The following is a 21,590-nucleotide window of genomic DNA, read 5'->3' as shown; positions in this document are numbered from 1 at the left end:
CAGCTGACGCCGTCGGTCTCGGTCGGACCCCCGACGGGTCAGCCCATGCTGCTGCCGCCGTTGACGCTGATCACCTGGCCGGTGACGAACCCGGCCTCGGGCGCGGCCAGGTAGGCGACCGCGGCGGCGACCTCGTCGACCTCGGCCGGCCGGCCCGCCGGGATCAGCGCGACGGCATCGGCGAGCACCACCCGGAACCGCTCGGGAACCTTCCCCGCCGCGAGGGCCGCGGCGTTCTCCGGGGTGGTCGTGTAGGACGGCGCCACCACGTTGACGGTGATCCCGGAGGCCGCGAACTCGCGGGCCAGCCCGGTGGCGATCGCGTGCACGCCGCCCTTGGCCGCGTTGTAGACGGCGTGGTCGGTCAGCCCGTTGCGGACCGACTCGGCACCGATGTTGACGATCCGGCCCCCGCCCCGCGCCACCATGTGCGGCAGGATCGCCAGGGTGGCGCGCAGGGTCGTCCACAGGTTGTTGTCGATCGTGGCCCGCAGCGTCTCCTCGGTGTGTTCCAGCGTCGGGCGGATCACCCCGCCGCCGGCGTTGTTGACGAGGATGTCGACCCCGCCGAGCGCGCCGACGGCGGACTCCAGCAACCGCTGTGCCTCCCCGGCCACGGAGAGGTCGCCGGCGAAGACCGCCACCTCGAACCCGTCGGCGCGCAGCGCCTCGGCCCCGCCCTTCGCCTCCGCGTCGCTGCGCCCACCGATGAGCACGCGGGCCCCGTCGGCGAGCAGGCGCCGGGCGATCCCGAACCCGATACCGGTGGCGCCCCCAGTGACGACGGCCGTCCGCCCGGTCAGCGGGCCGGTCACAGGATGATCGCCACGTCGGAGACCTGACGCAGGGTGGTGTTGGACAGCATGCAGTGCTTCATCACGATCCGCAGCCCGCCGTCCACGGCGCGCAGCCGGTAGGTGTAGCGACCGACATAGCACATGGCCCGCTCCGCGCGGAACCGCCAGACCGAGAACTCGGCGCGGACGGTGAGCTCGTCGCCCTCGACCTCGCCGAGCCGGACGTTGGCGATCTGGTGGCTGGTGTTGGAGTGCGGGTACTCGCGGTGCGCCTTGCGGCTGTTGAGGCGCTCGACCCTGGCCCGGAGCCGGAACATCGTGTCGTCGATCAGCATCAGGTCACGGGCCGCATCGCCCTGCGGCGCGTCGTTGCACGGCACGTAGTAGCGGGCGTCCTCGGTGAACAACGTGATCCACTCGTCGAGGTTCCAGTCGTCGAGCAGGGCCGCCTCGCGGTAGAGGAACTCCTCGACCTCGGCCCGCCCGATCCCGGCGAGCCTGCCCGGCGCGGCGAGCACGGCGTCGGCGGTCATCGACCGGCCCCGTCCCGACCGGACACCTGTTCGTGCCAGCGGCGCCAGAAGGCCCGCATCTGCTCCTCGTCGTCGGCGTGCGGGTCGCGCGCCATTCCGCGGGAGATGTCGTTCCACTCGATGCCTCCGCTGCGGAAGCCCTGCTGGCAGGACTCCAGCGCCTCGATGTCATCCGGTGTGGCGAAGCCGCCCGGGCCGAGGAAGGTGAGGAAGCTGTCCAGGCGCCGCTGCCGCAGCTGCGGCATCTCGTCGTCCGGCGCGAGCTCCCAGGCCGTGACCTCCATCCGGTCGGCCGACACCGGCATGAACGTCCGGACCGTGACGGCCATGATGTCGTTGATGATCAGGTTGGGGTAGATGAACAGGTTCCGGTTGGTCTCGGCCATCCGCGCGGCCCGCTCCTCGCCGAAGCGCTCCACGAGGTCGGCGCGCAGCCGCGCGATCTCCTCGCGGGCGTCCTCGCCGAACATCGGCTCCCACTTCGCCACCGGCCGGCCCCACGGGGCGCGGTAGTCGATCACGGCGTGCCCGTTGCCGAGCGACCGGCCGACCCCGTCCACACCGGTCGAGAGATCGGTGCCGAGGGCGACGAGGTACTTGAAGTAGGTGTCGTGCGTCGGCACCGCGTGGTAGCCGTCGATGCTGTTCTCCACCAGCAGCTTCCAGTTGGCGTCGATCGCGTACTGGTTGGTGCCGGAGATGATCTCCGCGCTGCCGAGGCCGTCGGCCGCGAGGTCGAGGTACTCCTTCGCCCCGGCCAGGTACTCGTCGAGCTCGACGATGTCCGGGTCGTAGCTGGCGAAGACGAAACCGCGGTAGTTCGCCATCCGGGCGACCGGGCGCAGGCCGAGCTCGGAGAAGTCGAGCCCCTCGCCGTAGGCGTCCCGGCCCGGCACCCCGACGAGGTTGCCCTCGGTGTCGAAGGACCAGGCGTGGTAGAAGCACTGGAAGACCTTGGCGTTGCCGGAGTCCTTCCGGCACACCACGGCACCGCGGTGGCTGCAGGTGTTGTGGAACACCCGGATCTCGCGGGACTTGGCCGCCCGCACCATGAACAGAGGCCGTCCGCCGACCGGCCGCCGGACGTAGTCACCGGGCTCGGTCACCTCGGACTCGTGCCCGACGTAGAGCCAGCTGTGGGCGAAGACCCGCTCGAGTTCCAGGGCGTGGATCTCCGGCGAGGTCATGCTGGAGCGGTGCACCCGGAACCGGTGCTCCTCCTCCTCGACGAGCCCGCCGCCGGTGCCGACGGCGGGTGGGGCGGAATCGGTGACGGTCACGACTCTCCTTCGGTTGCGGGGTCGCCGAGGAAGCCGGCGACGAGGCGGGAGAACTCGTCCGCCCGCTCGATCTGGGTCCAGTGCCCGCAGCGGGCGAAGACGTGCAGGTCGGCGTCGGGGATGAGCCCGGCCATCGTCCAGCTGACGTCCACCGGGATGACCTTGTCGTGCATGCCGTGCACCAGCAGCGTGGGCGCCGTGATGGTACGCACGGCGTCCGCCTCCAGGGCCAGGTCGTTGCCCGAGTGCCGGGGGTCGAAGAACATCATCCGGTAGATCTCGTGCGCGTCGCCCTCGATGCTGGCCTCGTACCGGGCCTGCACCAGGTCGTCACCGATGATCGACGGGTCGTAGGCGAAGTGCGTGGTGAGCAGCTCGCGCATGTTCTCCGGGGACGGCTCGTAGTTGCGCACCGCGGCGAGGCCCTCGGTGGGCCGCATCCCGACCCCGGGCGCACCCATCAGCACCATCCGGTCGATCCGCTGCGGCTGGGTGATCGCGATGTGCAGCGTGATCAGCCCGCCCATCGAGTTGCCGACGAACGACGCGCGCGGCACGTCGAGGGCGTCCAGGAAGCCGATCATGTGGTCGAGCCAGGTGGCCACGCCGTACCGGATGTCGGCGGGCCCGCGGCTGGCGCCGTAGCCCACCATCTCCGGGGCCAGCACCCGGTAGTCCCGGGCCAGCGCCGGCATGGTGAGACGCCAGTTCGCCCAGGCGCTCACCCCCGGGCCGGACCCGTGCAGCAGCACGACGGTCCGCGTCCCGGACCCGGCCTCCAGGTACCGGGTGCGGATCCCGCCGACGTCGACGAACTTCTCGGCCAGCTCGGTGGCCGCGACGGTGGTGGTCATGCCTTGTTCCCCTCGAAGACGGCGAAGCACTTGTTGGAGTTGAGGACCTCGGTCTCGACGAACGTCGACCAGGTGGGCTTGTGGCCCAGCTCCGCCATCGCCCCGGCCAGGCAGAACCACAGCAGCATCTCCTGCTGGCCGGACCGCACGATGTCGTCGGCGCTGGTCTTGAGCCAGGCCTCGTAGTCGCCCGCGGCCAGCGACTCGTACAGGGCGCGGTCCGAGGCCGTGTCCGGGCGCAGGTGCCAGTTGTCGTCGACGAGGAAGGCGTGCGACCAGCTCGACGACGCGACCAGCGCCACCCGGTGCGGCCCGTCGCGCAACGCCGACGCCAGTGCCGCGCCGAGGGCGTAGCAGCGCGCCGGGGTGGGCCCGGGCGGGTCCAGCCGCTCGGCGGCGATGTCGGCGAACTTCGCGATGCCGCCCTTGCGGGCTATCACGTGCCGGCCGTAGCAGTTCACCGCCATCGGCAGCACGGGGTAGGGGAACTCGGTGCCCGCGTGGTCGTAGTCCAGGTAGAGCTGGGTGTTGGCCATCGCGTGCGGGAACGGCACGCCGTCGGGCTTGCGGTAGGAGTAGGCGATGTCGAACCCGGCGTCGAGCAGGTGCGCCGCGACCTCCCGGCCGATGTCGGGGGCGCCGCGCATCAGCATCGGCATGTCGGCCGGTCGGCCCCACGGGTTGGGCACCCCGCGCGACCCGGCGGGCTCGAGCGGCCGGATCTCCATGTCCTCGTAGGCCATCAGGCAGAACGACGGCACGACCTCCTCGCGGAAGGTCTCGTACTGGTCGTCCCCCCAGACCAGGACGACGTCGGGCTCGAACGCGTCGAGGGCCTCGCGGCACCTCGCCATCCCGGCGACCAGCTCGGCGCGGTGCCGGGCCGCGGCCGCGGTGCCGCCGTCGTCGCCCCAGTCGGCGCGCATCCGCTCCGGCCAGTTCGCCGGGTCCTTCTGCTCCGCCGGGATGTCCGGGTCGGAGAGCGTGAGCCGCAGGATGTCGGCCATGTGCTCGTCGGTGACCGCGAGCGGCGGGTAGTGGGTCAGGCCGAGGCCGAGGATCTCGCCCACGAGGGGCCTCCCTTGTCGTGGACCGGGCTCTCCGGGTGGAGGGCGACGATCATGTCCAATGCGTTGTCACGACCGATGGATCTGCGCAGGTCGTCGTCGAGGCCGTCGAGGACGGCCCCGGCCGGGGCCTCCCGGGCGGCGAACGGGTAGTCGGTGCCCAGCACGACGTGCCCGGGACCGAACCGGGTGACCGCCAGCCGCAGGCTGTCGGCGTCGTAGGTCAGCGAGTCGCACCACATGTCCCGGGCGCGCACCGTGGGTGGGCGCTCGCCCGCGCGTCCCGCGAGCAGCTCCCCGCGGTCGAGCCGGGGCAGCACCGCCGGCAGTGCCCCACCGGCGTGGGCCAGGCACAGCCGCATCCCGGGCCGCCGCTCCCGGCCGGTCAGCAGGGCCGCCGCCGCGACGGCGGTCTCGCCCGGCATGCCCATGCCGAACCCGATGCCCAGGCCGGCGAGCCGCGGGTCGAGCGTCTGGTCGACCGGGTGCACCAGCACGAAGGCACCCAGCTCGGCAGCGGTGTCGAAGAACTCGTCGAAGCACGGGTCGGCCAGCTCGGCGTCACCGACCCGGGTGCCGATCTCCACCCCGAGGAACCCCAGCTCGCGGACACAGCGCACCAGCTCGGTGGTGGCCCGGGCCGGGTCCTGGAGCGGGACGGCACCCAGGCCGAACAGCCGCCCGCCGCCCCGCCCGACCAGCTCCGCGAAGAACTCGTTCTGGGCGGCGGCCAGCACGACGGCCCCGTCGACGGGCTCCCCGTGACACAGCGTCACGGGGATCGGCGAGACCAGTTGCGCGGCCACGCCCTCGGCGTCCATGTCGGTCAGGCGGCGTTGCGCCGACCAACACCGGTCGTCGATATCCCGGTACGGGTGCCCGGCCAGCAGGATGCGGGCGGTGGTCTCGCCGGTGAGCTCCGTCGACGGCCACCGACCGGGGTGGCCGGACAGGTCGGGAAGGGTGGGCGCGATCGCGTGCGTGTGGACGTCGATCGTGCCGGCGGGCAGGGCCGGGACGGACCTCATCGGGACACCTCCACACGTACGTCGTTGCACGGTCTGGCGACACGAACCTAGCCTTCATGTATGCACGATTCAAGAAGAAGCGTGGTTGAATATGCGAGATCCGTGATCGTCGGCGATCAGGCCTCTCTTTGTGCATACACGAAGGAGCACCATGCCCGCTCCCCCCGGACCTCGGAGGTCCCGCGCGCAGGACGTCGCCGGCCGCATCGAGCAGACCCTGCTCGCCGAACGCACCCCGGTCGGCAGCACGCTGGGCCGGCGCACCGACCTGATGGCGCACTACGAGGTCAGCCCGACGGTGATGAACGAGTCGCTGCGGATCCTGCGCGACCGCGGGCTCGTCGAGGTCCGCACCGGGCCTGGCGGCGGGGTGTTCGTCGCCTCGCTGCCGCCACACGTCCGGCTGGGCGGGCTGGACCTGTGGTTCTCCGGCACCGGCCGTGATCCGCTGGAGCTGTTCGAGACCCGCTCCCATCTCGAGGACCTGCTGACCCGGGTGGCCCTGGACCGCGCCACCCCCGAGGACCTGCGCGACATGGACTGGGCGCTCGACGAGATGGAGCGCGCCCCCGACGCGGCGGGCTATCTCGCGGCCAACCTGCGCCTGCACCGGGTGCTGGCGCGGGCGTCCCGGCTCGCCGTGCTCGCCGACGTGCACGAGGCGATCGTGACGTTGATCGACGCCGGACTCGTGCGGGCGGTGCTGGTCGAGGGCACCGACGACCTGCTCCGGCACAACATCGACGTGCACCGGGAGATCGTCTCCGCGGTGCGCCACCGCGACGGCGAGGCCCTGGACAAGGCCCTGCGACTGCACCACCGCGACCTCGTACGCGAGGACGACCCCGCCCGCTCCCCCGGCCCCTGAGCGGTCCACGCCGGCGCGGGTCGGTGTCACGGCGGCGGCGCCTCCGGAGCCGACTCCCCCGGAAACAGCTCGTCGGTGTGCCCCAGGTAGCCCAGGGCGAGGAACAGGTACGCGTCGGCCATCTCCAGCGCCCGCCCGACGGCCGGGCTGACCGCTTCGGACTGCTCGGACAGCAGGCCCGCCCGCAGCGCGGCGAGCCGCTCGCGCTGCAGGTCGGGCAGGCCCCCGAGCACCGGCGGGGACGCCTGCACCGGGATCTGTACGGTCGTCACAGCTTCTCTCCCAACGTCACGACGGGCCGCTCGTCGGCCGAGCGGCTGTCGAAGATCCGCCTGGTCTTCAGCTCGTAGCGCGGCAGCGCGCCCGCCTCGAGGATCTCGGTCTCCAACCGGACGCCCAGGTTCTCCCGGAGGTACCCGCCGAGGCGTCCGCCGAGCTCCGCACCGTCGGCCCCGGGCGCCGCGGCCTCCACCTTGACGAGCATGCGGTCCATCCCGTCGACGCGGCTGATGTGCAGCTCGTAGTGGTTGGACAGGCCCGCCACCTCGCCGATCAGGTTCTCCACCGCCGTCGGATAGACGTTGACCCCGCGGATGGTGACCATGAAGTCGGCGCGGCCGAGCACCGTGCCGGGCATGTGCTTCCACGTCCAGCCGCAGCCGTGGTCGGGTGCGTCGTCGATGCGGACGAGATCGTGCGTGCGGTACTTGATGAACGGCTGCGCGAAATGCGTGTAGCTGGTCAGCACGTGCTCGCCGACCGCGTCCGACGACGTGACCGGCTCGCCGGACGCCGGGTCGACGGCATAGGAGTGGCAGACGTCCTCGATCACGTGCACCCCGCCGCCCCACTCGTTGCAGGACTGGCCGATGAACAGGGCCTCGCCCACGCCGTAGGCGTCGTAGACCTGCTCGGCCCCCCACGCCTGCTTCAGCTGGTCGCGGGTGGCGGGGATGGAGAAGCCGGCCTCGCCGCCACCGGCGAGCATGCGCACCCCGGCGTCGCGGACGTCGAGGCCCTCGCGCCTGGCCACCTCGGCGAGGTGCAGCAGGTAGGTGGGCGTGCCGCAGACGATGGTGGGGCGCCGCTCCATGATCTGCCGGACGCGTTCCACGCCGCTGACCCCGCCACCGGAGATGATCGTCAGCCCGAGGTTGCGGGCGCCCCAGTAGAAGCTCCAGAGCCCGATCCACATGCCGAAGTCGAAGCAGAAGTACATCGAGTCCGACGGCCGGATCCCGTGGTCCCACAAGCCGTAGCAGTACTGCGACCCCGCCTTGTGCAGCTCGTAGTGGGTGAAGGCCTCGTTGAGGAACCGGCCGGTGGTGCCGGTGGTGTGGAAGTACTGCTGCCACGTCTCCGGCCCGCGGGCGATGCCGCCGAACCCGTCGGCACTGGCCTCCTGGTCGGCCACGTAATGCGGTTTGTCGGTGAAGGGCAACTTGTGATGGTAGTCGTCCCAGGTGCGGATATCGGCGGGCTTGACCCCGGCCGCGTCGTAGATGCGCCGGTGCAGCGGCGAGTTCTCGTAGGCCCAGCCGACGAGGTGGCGGATGCGTTCGAGGTGCAACGCGTCGAGCGTCTCGCGCGGGGCGGTCTGGGTCGGCGCGTTCCAGAGCCGGGACTTCTCCACTGTGGTCACGACTCCTCCTACCGGCCCTGCCACTGCGGCGGGCGCTTCTCGAGGAACGCCAGCGCGCCCTCCCGGTGGTCCTCGGTGGTCTTGAGCACGCTCTGCCCCAGCCGCTCCAGCCGGCGCCCGGTCTCGGCGTCGACATCGGTGCAGGTGTTGAGCACGAGCTTGGCCATCCCCAGCGCCAGCGGCGCCATCGTGGCGAGCCGACCGGCCATGGCGACGGCGGCCTCTAGCGCGCCGCCGTCGGCTACCACCTCGGTGGCCAGCCCCAGATCCAGTGCTCGCGGCGCGCGCAGCGTGCCGCCGAGCATCACCAGCTCCTTCGCCCGCCCCAGCCCGACGTGCCGGACCAGCCGCGAGCAGCCGCCCGAGCCGGGGATCAGCCCGACCTTGGCCTCGGGCATGACGAACCGGGCGCTCTCGCCGGCCACCCGGAAGTCGCAGGACAGGGCGAGCTCGAAGCCGCCGCCCGCGGCGACCCCCTCCACCGCCGCGATGACCGGCACCTCCATGGCCTCGACGGTGTCGAAGACGTCGTGGATGCCGCGGGCCAGTGCGCGGAACCCGCGCGTGCCCATCGCCGTGAGGTCGCCCATCTCGCTGACGTCCTCGCCCGCGGAGAACCCGCGACCGGCCCCGGTCAGCACCAGCACCCGGACCTGCGGGTCACCGGCGGCGTCCTCGACGGCGTCGCGCATCTCCGAGCGCATCCGGGAGTTCCACGCGTTGAGCCGGTCCGGGCGGTTGAGCGTCAGCACGCGGACACCGCCGGCGCGCTCCTCGGTCATGAGGTGCTCGTAGCCCATCAGGCACCGTCCGCGGCGGCCAGCGTGAGCGCCACCGTGGCCACGACCGTCCCGTCGGCCTTGCGGACCTCGATCCCCTTGTCGGTGGGGACGACGGTCAGCTCGTCGCCCGGGAACACCGGGGCCGAGAGCCGCGCCGTGGCCGAGCGCAGCGCGTCCGGGCCGAGCTGCGCGACGACGGCGTCCAGCGCCAACGCGACGGTCAGCGGGCCGTGCGCGATCACCGAGGGCAGGCCGGCGGCCTTGGCGAACTCCTCGTCGACGTGCACCGGGTTGTAGTCGTTGACGGCCCCGGCGTACCGGGAGATCTGCACCCGGCTGACCGGGGTGCAGGTCGCTTCGACGATGTTCACGACGTGGCCGCCCTCTCGACGAACGTGATCGACTGGCGCTGCACGACCGCGCCGTCGCCGTCGGTGTACTCGGCGACCACCACCCCGAACTGGTTGGCGCCCTTGGCGAACACGTCCTCGACGGTGACCCGGACGCGCACGGTCTCGCCCGGCACGAACGGTCGCTCCCACTCGTAGCCGAGCCCGCCCAGCAGCGCCCGCGACAGGTCCAGCCCGAGCCCGTCCACGACCGTGGACTCCCCGCCGACCGTCGCGGCGAACGACGGCACGAGGCCGGCGGTCTGCGGCCCGCTGTCCGTTCCGAGTGCGCCCGCCAGGCGGGCCAGCAGCTCGGGCGTGACCACGAGATCCGCCTCTGCCAGGGTGCGCCCTTTCGCGCCTTCGTCCACGTCGACCTCCGCGTCGCCGGGGGGCTGGAGTTCGCCCAACCCGCTGGTCGGGAGAATGGAGGACCGGGCACGGTCACGTCAAGAGTGCCCACTGAATAATTCATCCGACCCGTCGGTTGACGAAACTCTGCCGCGGCGCATATGGTACGCGTCACACGTCGACGAAGGGAGTACCCGTGACGATCACCGAGGTGCCACGCCGGGTCTACCGGGAGGGCGATCCGGAGATGCCCGCGGAGTTCCACGAACTCCTCGTCCGCATGCTCAGCCACCACCTGGAGAACTCGACCAACCCGCACTACACGGAGTTGCTCGGGAAGCTGTGGAACAGGTGCATGACGCTGTGCCCGACCGAGCGCCTGAAGACGACCTTCGCCAAGCTGATGGCCCAGGAGGTCGAGCACGGGGTGATCACCGCCCGGATCCTGGAGGGGCTCGGGGTCGGCCCGATCGACGCCCCGATCAAGCAGTACCTGTTCCACCTGCCGATCGACTCGTTCTGCGACCTGGCCTACTTCAACGGCCTCGGTGACCGGGTCGGCTGCTACATCGGCGAGACGTGGGAGGGCGTGCCCTACGAGCCGCTGCTCTCCGTCGCCGAGCGCCTGCACAAGGACGAGGTCTTCCACGCCACGTTCGGCATGAGCAACCTCAAGCGCATCTGCTCCACGCCCGAGGGTCTCGACGAGGCGAACGAGAAGATCAAGATCTGGTGGCCGGCCGCGCTGGACATGTTCGGCCGGTCGGACTCGAACTTCTCCGACGCCTACGTCCGCTGGGGCCTGCGCACCAAGAACAACGAGGACCTGCGCCAGCAGTACGTCGCCGACACCCGGCCGATGGTCGAGGCGCTGGGCATCTCGGTGCCCGCGGACGCCGCAAACCGGCGGTTCCTCTGATGACCGCCACCGACCCGCTGCTCGCCCGCGGGTCCAGCGGGTGGCGGGTCCAGGTGGTCCGGCCGGACCCGAAGGTGGCGCTGTTCGAGGTGGCGCTGTCGGACTACCGGGAGTTCTTCTTCGTGGCCGTCGGCGAACGGTCGGTCTCGGTCACCATGTATGACACCAGCGACGCGACCTACCCGGAACCGCAGACGTTCACCTTCGCCAAGCCCTACGGCTGGGACACCGACCTCGGTGACGAGGAGGCGCTGCTGCAGGTGTGGCAGGCCGTCGGCGTGCAGCGATGAGCACCTTCACCGTCAAGGGCTCCCGCAACGGCAGCCTGGTGCACGTCACCTGGACCGACGGGCGGATCAGCGGCGACTTCCCCACCGTGGACCTACTGCTGACCGAGGCCGAACTGGTCCCCATCCTGCATACGGACGCCTACGCCGCCCGGGCCCTGCCCCACCTCGACGGGATGGCCGCGGCCCCCCTTCAGGACGCGGCGGCGGCATACCGGCTGATCGTGCATGTGATGGACAGCGTGCGCGAGACGACGGGCGACGTACCCGCAGCGACCTGAGCGACGGCACGACCAGCAGGGCACATGACCGGCAGGGGCAGCACGACACAGCACCGCAACAAGCAAGCAGGCAACGTCGCCATCCGCGGAGCCGTCGCGGGTCGACTCGAGCGTGAGGAATCGACGTCATCATGGGTGCATTTCGCTACTACATCGTCACGGCGGTCGTCGGCGCGGCGATCGCCGGGCTGTGGCTCGGCGGGTCGTGGGCGTGGCTCGGCATCGCCACCTTCCCGGTCCTGATGGCCCTCGACATCCTGCTGCCGGCCGACCACGGGGTCCGCAGGCTCTCCCGGCCGGTCCTGGCCGAGATCCCCCTCTATCTCCACCTCCCGTTGCTGGTCGGGCTGTGGGCGCTGTTCATCGGCCGACTCACCGAGTGGACCTCGGGCACCCCCGGCGCGATGAGCGGCTGGCAGGTCGTCGGGATGGCGCTGTCGGTCGGGTGGATCGGAGCGGTACCCAACCTGCCCATCTCCCACGAACTCATGCACCGCCGACACTGGTTCCCCGTCGCCGTGTCGAAGATCTACAACACCGTCTATCTCGACCCGAACCGCGACGTGGGCCACAAGCTCACCCATCACCTCGACCTGTGCACCCCGATCGACAGCGACACGCCGCGGCGCGGCCAGACCATCTACGCCTTCGTCTGGCAGGCCTCCTACGGCGCCTGGAAGGACGGCGTGGTCACGAGCGTCCGGTCCCTGCGCAAGCGCGACATGACGATCTTCCACCCGCGCAACGCCGTGTACGTCGAGATCCTGCTGCTGACCGCCCTGTGCGCGACCGTGCTCTACTTCGCCGGCTGGGCCGGGCTGCTGGTCGCCGTCGCGACGATGGTCTTCTCCAAGCTGCTGGTGGAGGGCTTCAACTACCTCCAGCACTACGGCATGGTCCGGGTGCCCGGCTCGCCCATCAAGCTGCACCACGCCTGGAACCACCTCGGGACGATCATCCGGCCGCTCGGTGTCGAGATCACCAACCACATCGAGCACCACTTCGACAGCAAGCACCGCTTCTACGAGCTCGAGCCGCGCACCGACGGTGCGCAGATGCCCAGCGCCTTTCTCTGCTTCGTCTGCGCCCTGGTGCCGCCGGTGTGGACCAGCTACATCGCCAAGCCGCGGCTGCAGGACTGGGACACGAGGTTCGCCTCCCCCGACGAGCAGCGCATGGCGATGGTCGAGAATCGGCGGATCGGCTGGCCCGAGTGGGTCGGCGCCGGTGTCGGCGACAAGGCCGACCCGGAGCCGTCGGGGATGGCGTAGGTCCGGCCGTGGGCGTCGGCACCCACCGTGTCGGCGCCCACCGTGTCGGCGCCCACCGTGTCGGCGCCCACCGCGTCGTCGGTACTCACCCAGGAAGACAGGGCAGTGATGAGGTTCTTCACACGCGACCGGACACCGACCTCGGTGACCATCCTGCCGTCGGGCAGATCCTTCCCGGCCACCGGCAAGGACTCGATCCTGAACGAGGCGCTCGCCGCCGGGATCCCGTTCCCGCACAGCTGCACCGTGGGCACCTGCGGCACCTGCAAGTCCCGGCTGATCAGCGGCAAGGTCCGGGAGATCACCGACGCGGCAATCGCGCTGTCGTCCCAGGAGCTCAAGGACCGCTACATCCTCCCCTGCCAGTCGCTGGCCCGCGGGGCCGTCGAGCTCGACGTCGCCGATCTCGCCGACATGCCCGACCATCCGTTGGTGCACACCGACGGGGAGATGGTCGGCAAGCGTGGGCTCACCCACGACATCCTGGAGGTCACCGTCCGGGTGGACGAGCCCTTCGAGTACTCGGCGGGCCAGTACGCCGAACTGACCGTCGACGGTCTGTCAGGTCCGCGCAGCTACTCCTTCGCCACGGGGGCCGCCGACCGCCCCAAGGACGAGTTCACCTTCTTCGTCCGCCGGACCCCCGGGGGCGAATTCACCGAATGGCTCTTCGCCGAGGACCGGACCGGCACCCGGCTCGGCGTCGTCGGCCCGTTCGGCAACCTGTGGCTGCGGCCGTCCGCCGTGCCCGTGCTGTGCGTGGCCGGAGGCAGCGGTCTGGCCCCGATCAAGTCGATCCTGGAGGCCGCCCGCGACGACGACGTCCGGCGCGACTTCGTGTTCGTGTTCGGGGCCCGCAGCACCCGCGACCTCTACTGCCTGGAGGAGTCCGCGGCGCTGGCCGGCTCCTGGGGGACGTCCTACACCTTCGTGCCCGCGCTGTCGGAGGAAGCGCCCGACTCGGGCTGGTCGGGCGCCCGCGGTATGGTCACCGACGTCCTCGCCGGGCTCCCCACCGAGCTGCTCACCTCCTGCGACGCCTACGTGTGCGGCCCACCGGCGATGGTCGACGCGGTGGAGCAGCAGCTGCGCGCGCTGCGCCCCGAGGGGAACTTCTTCCACGCCGACCGGTTCCTGGACAAGAAGACCCAGCGACAGGGGTGAGCAGTCGGTAGCGTCCGGCAGCGTTGAACTTTCGTGATCTTGCGGTGAAGGGTGGGTGCCCTTCGTCGTGAGGAATCACCGTGGCTGTGGCTACTGTCGAGCACCGAGCTACCGGAGCTCGATGGATCGTTGACCTGGTCCCAGCTCGAGACATGGGCGGTGGCGATGCGCGACGATGTTCCCGCGGCGGCCCTGGCTGCCGCGCTCGAACAGGCTCAGGACCGGTTGATCGACCGGGTCTGTGGGCCGCGTTGGCTTCCGGTGCGTGATCTTCCGGCGCCGCTCGCCTGTCCCGGGTGCGGGGTGATGCAGGACTTCGCTCGCAAGGGCAAACGATCACGGCCGCGGCGGATCGACATCGCGGTCGGAGTGGTGCGTCTGCACCTGGCGAACGTCGGCTGCCGGGCCTGCGGCCGGGTCTTTGCACCGTTGCTGCTGATGCTGGGTCTGTCCGGCCGCCGCCGCACCGACCGGCTCGCTGTGGACCTGGCCGAGTTGGCCGGCCAGATGTCCTTCGCCCGCGCCGCGCAGGTCGCCCGATCGTTCGGAGCGCCGGCCTCGACCGGACGCGCTCATCACGCAGTGGCCGACGTGGCACCACTGCTGGACGGGATCGGCGTGGCCGAGCTGATCGACAGCCCAGCCCCCGCCGCGGTGGTCATCCTGGACGGCACCGGGATGCGCGCCGGGCCGCGGCGGTTGGGGATCGCCTGCAACATCGCGTTGGGCCTGACCGCGCGACCCGGGCCCACCCGACGACGACGCGCCCACACCGTCCTGCTCGGTGTCACCGTCGATCAGCCCTGGGCGGCGATGCGCGAGCAACTGGCCGCCCTGGACGCCCCGGTCATCGTCGTGGTCGACGGCGAGCCCGCGATCACCCGGCTGGCCGAGACCACCTGGCCCGACACCCCGATCCAGCGCTGCTGGTGGCACCTGCCCCGGGCGCTGCGGTGGGCGCTCTACGCCGACAAGGCCCCGCACCCCTGGGCGAACGCCAAGCGGGCCGAGCTGGCCGAGTTGTTGCGCCGCACCGCCCGTGAACACCACACCCACTCGCAGGCCCTACAGACCTACGACGCATTCAGTGCCTCGATCGCCGGCGCGCACCACCACGCGGCGACCGAGCTGCTCCTCGGCGCACGCGACCAGGTGTTCACCTGCCTACAGCCTGCGGTGCGACGTGACCTCGCCCGGCTCGGCGGCCCCGGACTGGGCAGCGGCGTGCTGGAAAGAGTCATGCGCGAACTCAACGCCCGCACCGACATCGGCGGAAGCCGATGGTCGATCAACGGGCTACGCGACCTCGTCACCGTCCAACTCGCCCGGATGACCCAACACCCGGCATGGACCACACTGCGACAGAACACCCACCCGCCGAACACCATCAACTACAAGATCAGCACGCCAAAGTTCAACGGTTGCTGCGGCTACCGAGCAGTCAGGGCCCGGCCGCTGTCCCACCGCGGCCAGCTTCCGCACCCCGTCGAGTTCCAGGGCGGGCAGCGCGGCCGCGATGCGGCGCACCGCGGCGAGGAGGCGGTCGACCGCCGGGGCCGGCCCGACCGCCGCCGCCGCGGTCTGCGACCACGTCTCGGCGAGCCGCCGGTACACCTGGGCCGCCTCGAGCACCACCGGATCGCCGAGCCAGCCGCCGACATCGGCCAGGAAATCCGCCTGCAACCGCCGGAACAACCCGCCGCCGGTACCCGCCTTCTCCACGAACACCTGCAGGCTGAACAGCGCACGATCCAGCGCAGCCCCCGGGAACTGCTCGGCCCAGAGATCGAGATCGGCCACGAACGCCGCGACCCCGGCGGCCCCGACGGCGGCCGTCGGACCCATCGACGGGACCGGGTCGGACATCCCGTGCACCGCCTCCGCACACGCCCTCGCCACCGCCATCCGCAGGTCCGGGAGCGCGTCGGGGAAGCCGAGCCGGAAGCAGGTGTGCCGGGTGGGCATCGGGAAGCCAACGGCCGAGCGGGCCCGCGCCAGGTCGTCGCGGCCGATCGTCTGCGACTCCGCGCGGTCGTTGTCCACCACGACGACCGTGCCCGCGTCGTCGTCGTAGCCGATGACGACGATGTCGTGGCGGCTCATCCGCATCTTCACCCGCAGATAGGGCAGCTCGGCCATCTCGGCCCAGCACAGGACCGGGCGGCCCGCATCGAGCTCGTCGCGCACCCACTCCCAGCCCAGCACCGGATCGTCGGTGCAGCGCATCTCCTCGGCGATGCCGAGGTTCGCACTGAACTGCTCGGTCAACGAAGGGCCCCGCCCGACGAGGTAGAACGGGGTCCCGAGGCCGGGGCCACGCAGATAGCTGAAGCTCAGGCTGCCACCCAGCCCGAACCTCTACCGGTGACGTGCCGGTCACCGCGGGCGGTCTCGCGCTGGACATCAGCGCGACGGCCCCATGGGTGACGGTCAACCAGCTCTCCCTGTCGGGGGTTGCGCCGACAGGTGGGCCAGGACCAGCCGGAATGCCTCTGACGTCTCGATCAGCTGCGGCACGACGTCGGCACGACCGGGGCGCTGAAGCGGGCCGGTGGCGCCGGTGGTGGCGCCCGCACCCGCTGGCGGCGGTGATCCTGACCGCCGCGGCCGGCCTGGTGATCCTCTTCCTACCGGGCGGGCGGGTGACGGTGCTGCTGCTGCCCGGATTGGCCGGGGCGTCCGGGTTCCTCTTCGGCTCCGCGCTCTGCGCGCTCGCCGCGTTCCTCTGGTTCGCACCGGGCCACCGGGAGTTCACCGGGGTGGCGGTGATCCTCGTGTCGTTGACCTCGCTGGTGACCACCAACATCAGCGGCTTCCTGGCGGGGAAGCTGCTCGGCGTCCTCGGGGGGTCTCTCGGCTTCGCGTGGTACGGCACCGACGACCGGCCACCCTCGGAAGCCGGACCGCCCACCCGGCGGGGCGCCGGATGAACGGCCGCGAGTACCGCATCGACGAGCTCGCGCACACGGCAGGCACGACCGTGCGCAACATCCGCGCGTACCAGGACCGTGGCCTGCTCCCACCTCCGCGCCGGGTCGGCCGGGTCGGCCCGGCTCCGGCTCGTCGGCCGCCTGCTCGAGCGGGGACACACCGTGCAGAACATCGGTGAGCTCATCGCCGCATGGGATCAGGGGCGGGACCTCACCGCGGTCCCCGGTCTCGAGCAGGTGGTCACCGGCTTCTGGAGCGACGAGATCTCGACCACGACCAGCCCGGCGGATCTGAGCCCGTTCGCCGGTCCGGCCGGCCTCGACGCCGCCATCACCCGGCTCCACGACATCGGCGTGATCGAACGACAGGATGCGGGCCGGTACAAGGTGCCGAGCCCGCGGCTGCTCAACTCCCTGCGCGAGCTGGTCTCGTCGGGCCTCCCGGTCGACGCAGTGCTCGCCATGGGCGAGCAGCTCGGATCGTCGGTGGACACGCTGGCCGTACGGCTCATCGGCGGGCTCGCCGATGCCGTGCTGGCCGGACACGTGCCCGGGTGTCCCCAGCGGGAGTGAGTGCCCCAGCTCACCGCCGCCATCGGTCGAGCGAGACCGGCCATCGGCGCGGCGGTCGACGCCTCGTTCGACCAGGCGCTGGAGCGGCACAGCGGCGGCGCGATCGGCGACTACATCAGCGGGGTCGCGGCGCACCCGGGCCGCGGCCACGACGTCCTGTGACTCCACCGGCTCAGCACCTCGGCGAGGTTCTGGCGCCCTCCGCCGGCTCGACGGTCACCACCGACGTGGCGGCGCCAGACAGGACAGGACGAGCTCAGCCAGCACCATCGTCTACGGGGTGCTGCTGATCGATGCGTACGCGTCCACGCCGTGCGGGGCTGGCGGTGGGCCGGTGGTGTCGCTGCTCGTCGTGTAGGTCACCGAGGTGCTGATCGACGAGCAGCTGGGGTGCGCGCTGCCGCTCCGACCGGCGGGCCGAGGCTGATGGGGGACGGTGACCGAGCAGTACGCGATAGGTCATGGGCATGGGCATGCTGTTCTCCCGGGTATCAGGTGACGTGACCGTTCTCCGCCTCGCTCGGGATGACCGGATCCCCGAGCTCCAGGCTCGTGCTGACCGGCCCGTCGTGGCGCACCTCGACGGTGCCTGTGGCGGGAAGGCCGTTGCTGGCTGTGACGGTGTAGGTGCCCTCGGGCAGCCCTGACAGCCGGAACGACCCGTCGGCGGCGGTGCGACCGGTCGCCACCATCGTGCCGTCGGCATCGATGACGGTGGCCACGGCACCGCCGATCGGCGTGCCCTGTCGCGAGCGGACCGTGCCGGTCACCTCGCCGGCCGGGGCGAGGTCGATGTCCTGGCGGACGGTGCCGGTCTGCGGCACCCGGATCAGCGTCGAGGCCGAGGGTCCGGTGGCGGGTGCTGCGAGGAGCCGGTGCTCCCCGGCGGGGACCTGCGTGAGCAGGTAGCGCCCGTCGGTGTCGGCCCGCCCGCCGGCGACCCGCTGCCCGGCGAGGTCGACGACGGTGACCAGCGCGGGCACCCCCGTTGCGGTGGCGGACCGGATCCGGCCGGTCACACAGGCCGGGCCGTCGACGGCCAGGTCGCGACGGACGGCGTCGTCGGTGACCACGACCCACTCGGTCGCGGGCTCACGGCCGCCGGACTGCCCGACGAGCAGGTACTCCCCTGCCGCCGACAGGTCGACGCGGTAGCCACCCCGACTGTCCGAGCAGGTGGCGACGACCTGGCTACCCGTGCCGTCGAACACGGCGACCGCGGCGGCGGCCAGCGGGTTCCCGTCGCGATCGGTGAGCTGTCCGTAGAGCGCCGGGCCGGCCGGGGCAGCTTCGAAGGTCCTCGGCTCGGGCGTTGCAGCGAACCCCTCGGCGACCATAGCCGTGCTCGCCGGCATCGCGGCGCCCGCGGTCGCCCCGGCTCCGGTGCCCAGCGCCGCTGCGGCAAGAGGCTCCCGCCCCGCTGGTGTCTGCCACTCGCCAGCCGGCCCACGGTCCGCGGATCGCTGGTCCGCGGTGTCCTCCGCCGCCGACCGACCGTCCCCGCGGCGCTCGACGAGCAGATAGAGCACCGGCACCAGGACGAGGGTGAGCAGCGTGGAGGTGACCAGGCCGCCTATCACGACCACCGCGAGCGGCTGGGCGATGAACCCGCCACCGCCGCCGGTGAAACCCAACGCCAGTGGCAACAGGGCGAACACCGTGGCCACCGCCGTCATCAGGATCGGGCGCAGCCGCTGCAGCGAGCCTTCGACCAGGGCCTCGCGCACCGGACGTCCGTCGCGCCGGTACTGGTTGACCAGATCGATCAGGACGATCGCGTTGGTGACCACGATCCCGACGAGCAGCAGCATGCCGATCAGCGCGGGCACCCCCAGCGGTATGCCGGTGATCAGCAGCAGGCCGAGCGCCCCGGTTGCCGCGAACGGGATCGCGATGAGCAGCAGCAGGGGCTGCAGCAGGCTGCGGAACGTCACGACCATGACGAGGTAGACCACGGCGATCGCGGCCAGCAATGCGAGCCCGAGCTGGATGAACGCATCCTCCTGGTCGGCGCTGATCCCACCGATCTCCGCCGTCACGCCGGCCGGGAGGTCGAGTTCGTCGAGCTCGGCCCGCAGGTCGGAGGTGACGGTGCCGAGGTCGTCTGCGTCGGGGCGGGCGGTGATCTGTGCGCTGCGTTCGCCGTCGGCCCGCACGATCGTCGGCACCGTGGCCTTGTCGGTGATCGTGGCGACGTCGGCGAGGGTCACCGCGCCCAGCGGCAGCGCCCGCAACGCGGCCAGGTCGGCCGGGACGTCACCGGTGCGCAGCACGACGTCCTGCTCGACCCCGTCGATCGTCACCGTGCCGACGGTGGAGCCGCGCAGCGCCGTGGCCACGGCCTGGCCCACCGCCACCTCGGTGAGCCCCTGTTCGGCGGCCAGCCGCCGATCCACGGCCACGTCCACCGTGGTCTGCTCGGCGGAGAGGTTGTTGCGCACGTCGCTCGCGCCCGGGATGGCCTCGACGGCCCGCTGCACCGTGGCGGCGGCCTCGGCCAGGGCCTCGGGGTCCTGGGCGCGGACGTCGACGGCGAGCTCGTCGGTGCCGAATCCGCCCTGCCCGGCGGTGACCGTCAACGTACCCGCGTCGGTCAGGTCACCGAACGCCTCGCGCAGGTCGGCGGCCACCGCGTCGACGTCGGCATCCTCGGCGAGGGTCACCGAGAACCGGGTCGCCGTGCTCTCGAAGTCCCCGGGTGGGCCGAGCAGCACGGCGCCACCGGCCGGGGAGCCGACCGTGACCTGGTAGGTCTCGACGTCGTCGGTGCCGGCGAGGACGTCTTCCACCTGCCGCGCGGCGGCGTCGGCCCGGGGCAGCCCGGTGCCGGGATCGAGCTCCTGGGTCACGGTGAGGGTGTCGCCCCCCGAGTCGCCCAGGAAGTTGGTCTCCAGCAGCGGCACCAGGGCGACGGTCCCACCCAGGATCGCGACGGCGAGCGCGAGCGAGAGTGCCGGGCGAGCGAGCGCCCCGTTGAGCACCGGCAGGTAGCCACGCTGCAACGCGGTGGGCTCCTCGGTGATGCGGCTCTCCGCGTGGGCCGGTGGGGACGGGCTGCGCAGGAACACCGACGCCAGCACGGGCACCACCGTCAGCGAGACGATCAGCGACGCGAGCAGCGCGGCGGTGACGGTCACCGCGAACGGTCGGAACAGTTCGCCGACCTGACCGCCGACGAAGGCGATCGGGGCGAACACCGCGACGGTGGTGACCGTCGAGGCGGTGATCGCGCCGGCCACCTCACGGATCGCGGTGAGGATCGCCGGGCGCCGCGGGCCGCCGTAGCCGATGTGGCGCTTGATGTTCTCGATGACGACGATCGAGTCGTCGACGACGCGCCCGACGGCGACGGTGAGCGCGCCGAGGGTGAGGATGTTGAGCGTGTTGCCGCCGAGGTAGAGCACGATCAGCGCCAGCAGCACCGACAGCGGGATCGACACCGCTGTCACGACGGTGGCACGCACCGAGAGCAGGAAGCCCAGGATTACCAGCACGGCGAACAGCAGGCCCAGCAGACCCTCGGTGGTGAGGTCCTCGACCGACTGCTCGATGAACGGCGCCTGGTCGAACACCACCGTGACCTCGGCGTCCTGCGCAGCTCCCCCGAGCAGGTCGGCGACCTCTCCGAGCGCCTCGGTGACTTCCTCGGACACCGCGATCGTGTTGGCATCGGGGAGTTTCGTGATGCCGATCCCGATGCTCGCCACACCGTTGGTGCGGGTGTACCCGGTGGCCGGCGCGGGCTCGGCGGTGACGACGGCGACGTCGCCCAGGCGCACCGGGGCAGCACCCGGTGCCGCCGGGACGACGAACAGCTCGCTCAGCTGCTCGACGGTCGTGATCGGAGTGCCGACCTCGACCGCCGTCGGTTCGGTGTCGGGGGTCAACTCACCGGCGGGCACCCGCACGCCGTTGGTCTGGAGCACCTCGGAGATCGACGCGGGCGACACGCCGCGGTCGGCCGCGGCCGCGGCGTCGAGGTCGATCGTGACACGGGGGTCCGCAATGCCCGACAACATCACCTGGCCGACGCCGTCGAGCCCGCCGAGCAGCGGGCGGACCTCGTCGCGCAGCACCGCCGCGAGCTGGTCGTCGGCCAGCGCGGACGATGCCGCGAGCTGCAGCACCGGGATCGCGTCGGTGGTGATCGCGCTGACCGTCGGTGTCACGCCATCGGGTAGCGCGATGCCCACCACCGCGCGCTCCACCGCGGTGGCGGACTCGTCGATATCGGTACCGTAAGTGAACTCCAGGGTGATCACAGAACTGCTGCCGGTAGACGTCGACGAGGAACCGATCAGGCCGTCGACGCCGTCGACAGCCGTCTCGATCGGGTCGGTGACCTGCCGCTCCACGGACTCGGGTGATGCGCCGGGATATGGGGTCACCACGGTGAGCACCGGCAGCTCGAGCGAGGGCAGCAGCTCCTGGCGAAGCGAGGTGGCCGCGAACACGCCGAACGCCAGGACGAGCACCGTGACCAGTCCGACGACGGCACGGTTGGTTACGCTGAGACGCGCGAGCCAGGTCATGAGGACCAGTGAATACTACGTGCTGGGCGAAGCTTCATCGGA

22 protein-coding genes and 2 pseudogenes are annotated in these 21,590 nt (G+C 71.5%); 11 read left to right on the top strand and 13 right to left on the bottom strand.

The annotated features are described in order from the left end of the window. Nucleotides 1-38: 38 nt before the first annotated feature. The 6 genes from H6H00_RS18655 to H6H00_RS18630 are packed head-to-tail and all read right to left on the bottom strand — an operon-like array spanning nucleotide 39 to nucleotide 5,559. Nucleotides 39-815, bottom strand: coding sequence for an SDR family NAD(P)-dependent oxidoreductase (locus H6H00_RS18655; protein ID WP_185717028.1), 777 nt, complete (start codon nucleotides 813-815; stop codon nucleotides 39-41). Beyond that, a complete protein-coding gene (locus tag H6H00_RS18650; RefSeq protein WP_185717027.1) occupies nucleotides 812-1,330 on the bottom strand; it encodes an aromatic-ring-hydroxylating dioxygenase subunit beta in 519 nt (172 codons plus the stop codon). The genes H6H00_RS18655 and H6H00_RS18650 overlap by 4 nt, the downstream gene beginning before the upstream one ends. Continuing rightward, nucleotides 1,327-2,610: an aromatic ring-hydroxylating oxygenase subunit alpha gene (locus H6H00_RS18645; protein WP_255425253.1), complete on the bottom strand. Its 1,284-nt coding sequence runs from the start codon at nucleotides 2,608-2,610 to the stop codon at nucleotides 1,327-1,329. Before H6H00_RS18645 ends, H6H00_RS18650 begins: the two co-directional genes overlap by 4 nt. Further along, nucleotides 2,607-3,464: an alpha/beta fold hydrolase gene (locus H6H00_RS18640; RefSeq protein ID WP_185717026.1), complete on the bottom strand. Its 858-nt coding sequence runs from the start codon at nucleotides 3,462-3,464 to the stop codon at nucleotides 2,607-2,609. Before H6H00_RS18640 ends, H6H00_RS18645 begins: the two co-directional genes overlap by 4 nt. Further along, entirely contained in the window at nucleotides 3,461-4,534 is a 1,074-nt protein-coding gene (locus H6H00_RS18635; protein ID WP_185717025.1) for a DODA-type extradiol aromatic ring-opening family dioxygenase, read from the bottom strand. The genes H6H00_RS18640 and H6H00_RS18635 overlap by 4 nt, the downstream gene beginning before the upstream one ends. Next, on the bottom strand, nucleotides 4,507-5,559 hold the full coding sequence (locus tag H6H00_RS18630) for an amidohydrolase family protein (protein WP_185717024.1): 1,053 nt from the start codon (nucleotides 5,557-5,559) through the stop codon (nucleotides 4,507-4,509). The genes H6H00_RS18635 and H6H00_RS18630 overlap by 28 nt, the downstream gene beginning before the upstream one ends. A gap of 151 nt (nucleotides 5,560-5,710) precedes the next feature. Here H6H00_RS18630 and H6H00_RS18625 point away from each other — a divergent pair, with 151 nt between their 5' ends. Beyond that, nucleotides 5,711-6,427 (top strand): FadR/GntR family transcriptional regulator, encoded by a 717-nt coding sequence (locus H6H00_RS18625; RefSeq protein ID WP_185717023.1) that lies wholly within the window; start codon nucleotides 5,711-5,713, stop codon nucleotides 6,425-6,427. A 26-nt stretch (nucleotides 6,428-6,453) separates the two neighbouring features. On the opposite strand, the gene H6H00_RS18620 is transcribed toward H6H00_RS18625, so the two are convergent. The 5 genes from H6H00_RS18620 to H6H00_RS18600 are packed head-to-tail and all read right to left on the bottom strand — an operon-like array spanning nucleotide 6,454 to nucleotide 9,566. Continuing rightward, the gene (locus tag H6H00_RS18620; RefSeq protein ID WP_185717022.1) at nucleotides 6,454-6,699 is read right to left on the bottom strand and encodes a hypothetical protein; all 246 of its coding nucleotides are present in this window, start codon (nucleotides 6,697-6,699) and stop codon (nucleotides 6,454-6,456) included. Next, a complete protein-coding gene (locus H6H00_RS18615) occupies nucleotides 6,696-8,069 on the bottom strand; it encodes a phenylacetate--CoA ligase family protein (protein WP_185717021.1) in 1,374 nt (457 codons plus the stop codon). Before H6H00_RS18615 ends, H6H00_RS18620 begins: the two co-directional genes overlap by 4 nt. 8 nt (nucleotides 8,070-8,077) lie before the next feature. Next, nucleotides 8,078-8,869, bottom strand: coding sequence for an enoyl-CoA hydratase/isomerase family protein (locus H6H00_RS18610; RefSeq protein WP_185717020.1), 792 nt, complete (start codon nucleotides 8,867-8,869; stop codon nucleotides 8,078-8,080). Then, on the bottom strand, nucleotides 8,869-9,222 hold the full coding sequence (locus H6H00_RS18605) for a MaoC/PaaZ C-terminal domain-containing protein (RefSeq protein ID WP_185717019.1): 354 nt from the start codon (nucleotides 9,220-9,222) through the stop codon (nucleotides 8,869-8,871). Before H6H00_RS18605 ends, H6H00_RS18610 begins: the two co-directional genes overlap by 1 nt. Then, a complete protein-coding gene (locus H6H00_RS18600; RefSeq protein WP_221775588.1) occupies nucleotides 9,219-9,566 on the bottom strand; it encodes an FAS1-like dehydratase domain-containing protein in 348 nt (115 codons plus the stop codon). The genes H6H00_RS18605 and H6H00_RS18600 overlap by 4 nt, the downstream gene beginning before the upstream one ends. Before the next feature lie 221 nt (nucleotides 9,567-9,787). Here H6H00_RS18600 and H6H00_RS18595 point away from each other — a divergent pair, with 221 nt between their 5' ends. The 6 genes and pseudogenes from H6H00_RS18595 to H6H00_RS33015 form a co-directional block, all read left to right on the top strand. Continuing rightward, on the top strand, nucleotides 9,788-10,510 hold the full coding sequence (locus H6H00_RS18595) for a Phenylacetic acid catabolic protein (protein WP_221775587.1): 723 nt from the start codon (nucleotides 9,788-9,790) through the stop codon (nucleotides 10,508-10,510). Then, a complete protein-coding gene (locus H6H00_RS18590; RefSeq protein ID WP_185717017.1) occupies nucleotides 10,510-10,800 on the top strand; it encodes a hypothetical protein in 291 nt (96 codons plus the stop codon). Before H6H00_RS18595 ends, H6H00_RS18590 begins: the two co-directional genes overlap by 1 nt. Next, nucleotides 10,797-11,078 carry a hypothetical protein gene (locus H6H00_RS18585; RefSeq protein WP_185717016.1) on the top strand — a complete coding sequence of 94 codons (282 nt, stop codon included), beginning with the start codon at nucleotides 10,797-10,799 and terminating at the stop codon, nucleotides 11,076-11,078. Before H6H00_RS18590 ends, H6H00_RS18585 begins: the two co-directional genes overlap by 4 nt. Before the next feature lie 131 nt (nucleotides 11,079-11,209). Next, entirely contained in the window at nucleotides 11,210-12,349 is a 1,140-nt protein-coding gene (locus H6H00_RS18580; RefSeq protein WP_185717015.1) for an alkane 1-monooxygenase, read from the top strand. A gap of 108 nt (nucleotides 12,350-12,457) precedes the next feature. Further along, complete coding sequence (locus tag H6H00_RS18575; protein ID WP_185717014.1) at nucleotides 12,458-13,513, top strand: 2Fe-2S iron-sulfur cluster-binding protein; 1,056 nt, start codon at nucleotides 12,458-12,460, stop codon at nucleotides 13,511-13,513. Between the two features lie 84 nt (nucleotides 13,514-13,597). Further along, nucleotides 13,598-14,932 (top strand): annotated as a pseudogene (locus H6H00_RS33015) (transposase); the annotation flags it as partial. A 111-nt stretch (nucleotides 14,933-15,043) separates the two neighbouring features. Here the strand turns inward: H6H00_RS33015 and H6H00_RS32880 are convergent. After that, nucleotides 15,044-15,835, bottom strand: a pseudogene (locus H6H00_RS32880) (BtrH N-terminal domain-containing protein); the annotation flags it as partial. A 164-nt stretch (nucleotides 15,836-15,999) separates the two neighbouring features. Between H6H00_RS32880 and H6H00_RS18560 the strand changes: the two are divergent. The 4 genes from H6H00_RS18560 to H6H00_RS18550 are packed head-to-tail and all read left to right on the top strand — an operon-like array spanning nucleotide 16,000 to nucleotide 17,178. Beyond that, complete coding sequence (locus tag H6H00_RS18560; protein WP_255425251.1) at nucleotides 16,000-16,443, top strand: DUF6114 domain-containing protein; 444 nt, start codon at nucleotides 16,000-16,002, stop codon at nucleotides 16,441-16,443. Further along, entirely contained in the window at nucleotides 16,440-16,622 is a 183-nt protein-coding gene (locus tag H6H00_RS32875) for a MerR family transcriptional regulator (protein ID WP_221775586.1), read from the top strand. The genes H6H00_RS18560 and H6H00_RS32875 overlap by 4 nt, the downstream gene beginning before the upstream one ends. Further along, nucleotides 16,606-17,016 carry a MerR family transcriptional regulator gene (locus tag H6H00_RS31920; protein ID WP_221775585.1) on the top strand — a complete coding sequence of 137 codons (411 nt, stop codon included), beginning with the start codon at nucleotides 16,606-16,608 and terminating at the stop codon, nucleotides 17,014-17,016. Before H6H00_RS32875 ends, H6H00_RS31920 begins: the two co-directional genes overlap by 17 nt. Then, the gene (locus H6H00_RS18550; protein ID WP_185717010.1) at nucleotides 17,017-17,178 is read left to right on the top strand and encodes a hypothetical protein; all 162 of its coding nucleotides are present in this window, start codon (nucleotides 17,017-17,019) and stop codon (nucleotides 17,176-17,178) included. A 329-nt stretch (nucleotides 17,179-17,507) separates the two neighbouring features. On the opposite strand, the gene H6H00_RS18545 is transcribed toward H6H00_RS18550, so the two are convergent. Continuing rightward, nucleotides 17,508-21,548, bottom strand: a complete 4,041-nt coding sequence (locus tag H6H00_RS18545) for an efflux RND transporter permease subunit (protein WP_185717009.1) — start codon at nucleotides 21,546-21,548, stop codon at nucleotides 17,508-17,510. Between the last annotated feature and the right edge of the window lie 42 nt (nucleotides 21,549-21,590).

Source organism: Pseudonocardia petroleophila (assembly GCF_014235185.1).
In the GTDB taxonomy this organism is placed as follows: Bacteria; Actinomycetota; Actinomycetes; order Mycobacteriales; family Pseudonocardiaceae; genus Pseudonocardia; species Pseudonocardia petroleophila.
The sequence above is the reverse complement of the archived record's forward strand: the minus strand, read 5'-3'. Positions and strand labels throughout refer to the sequence as shown.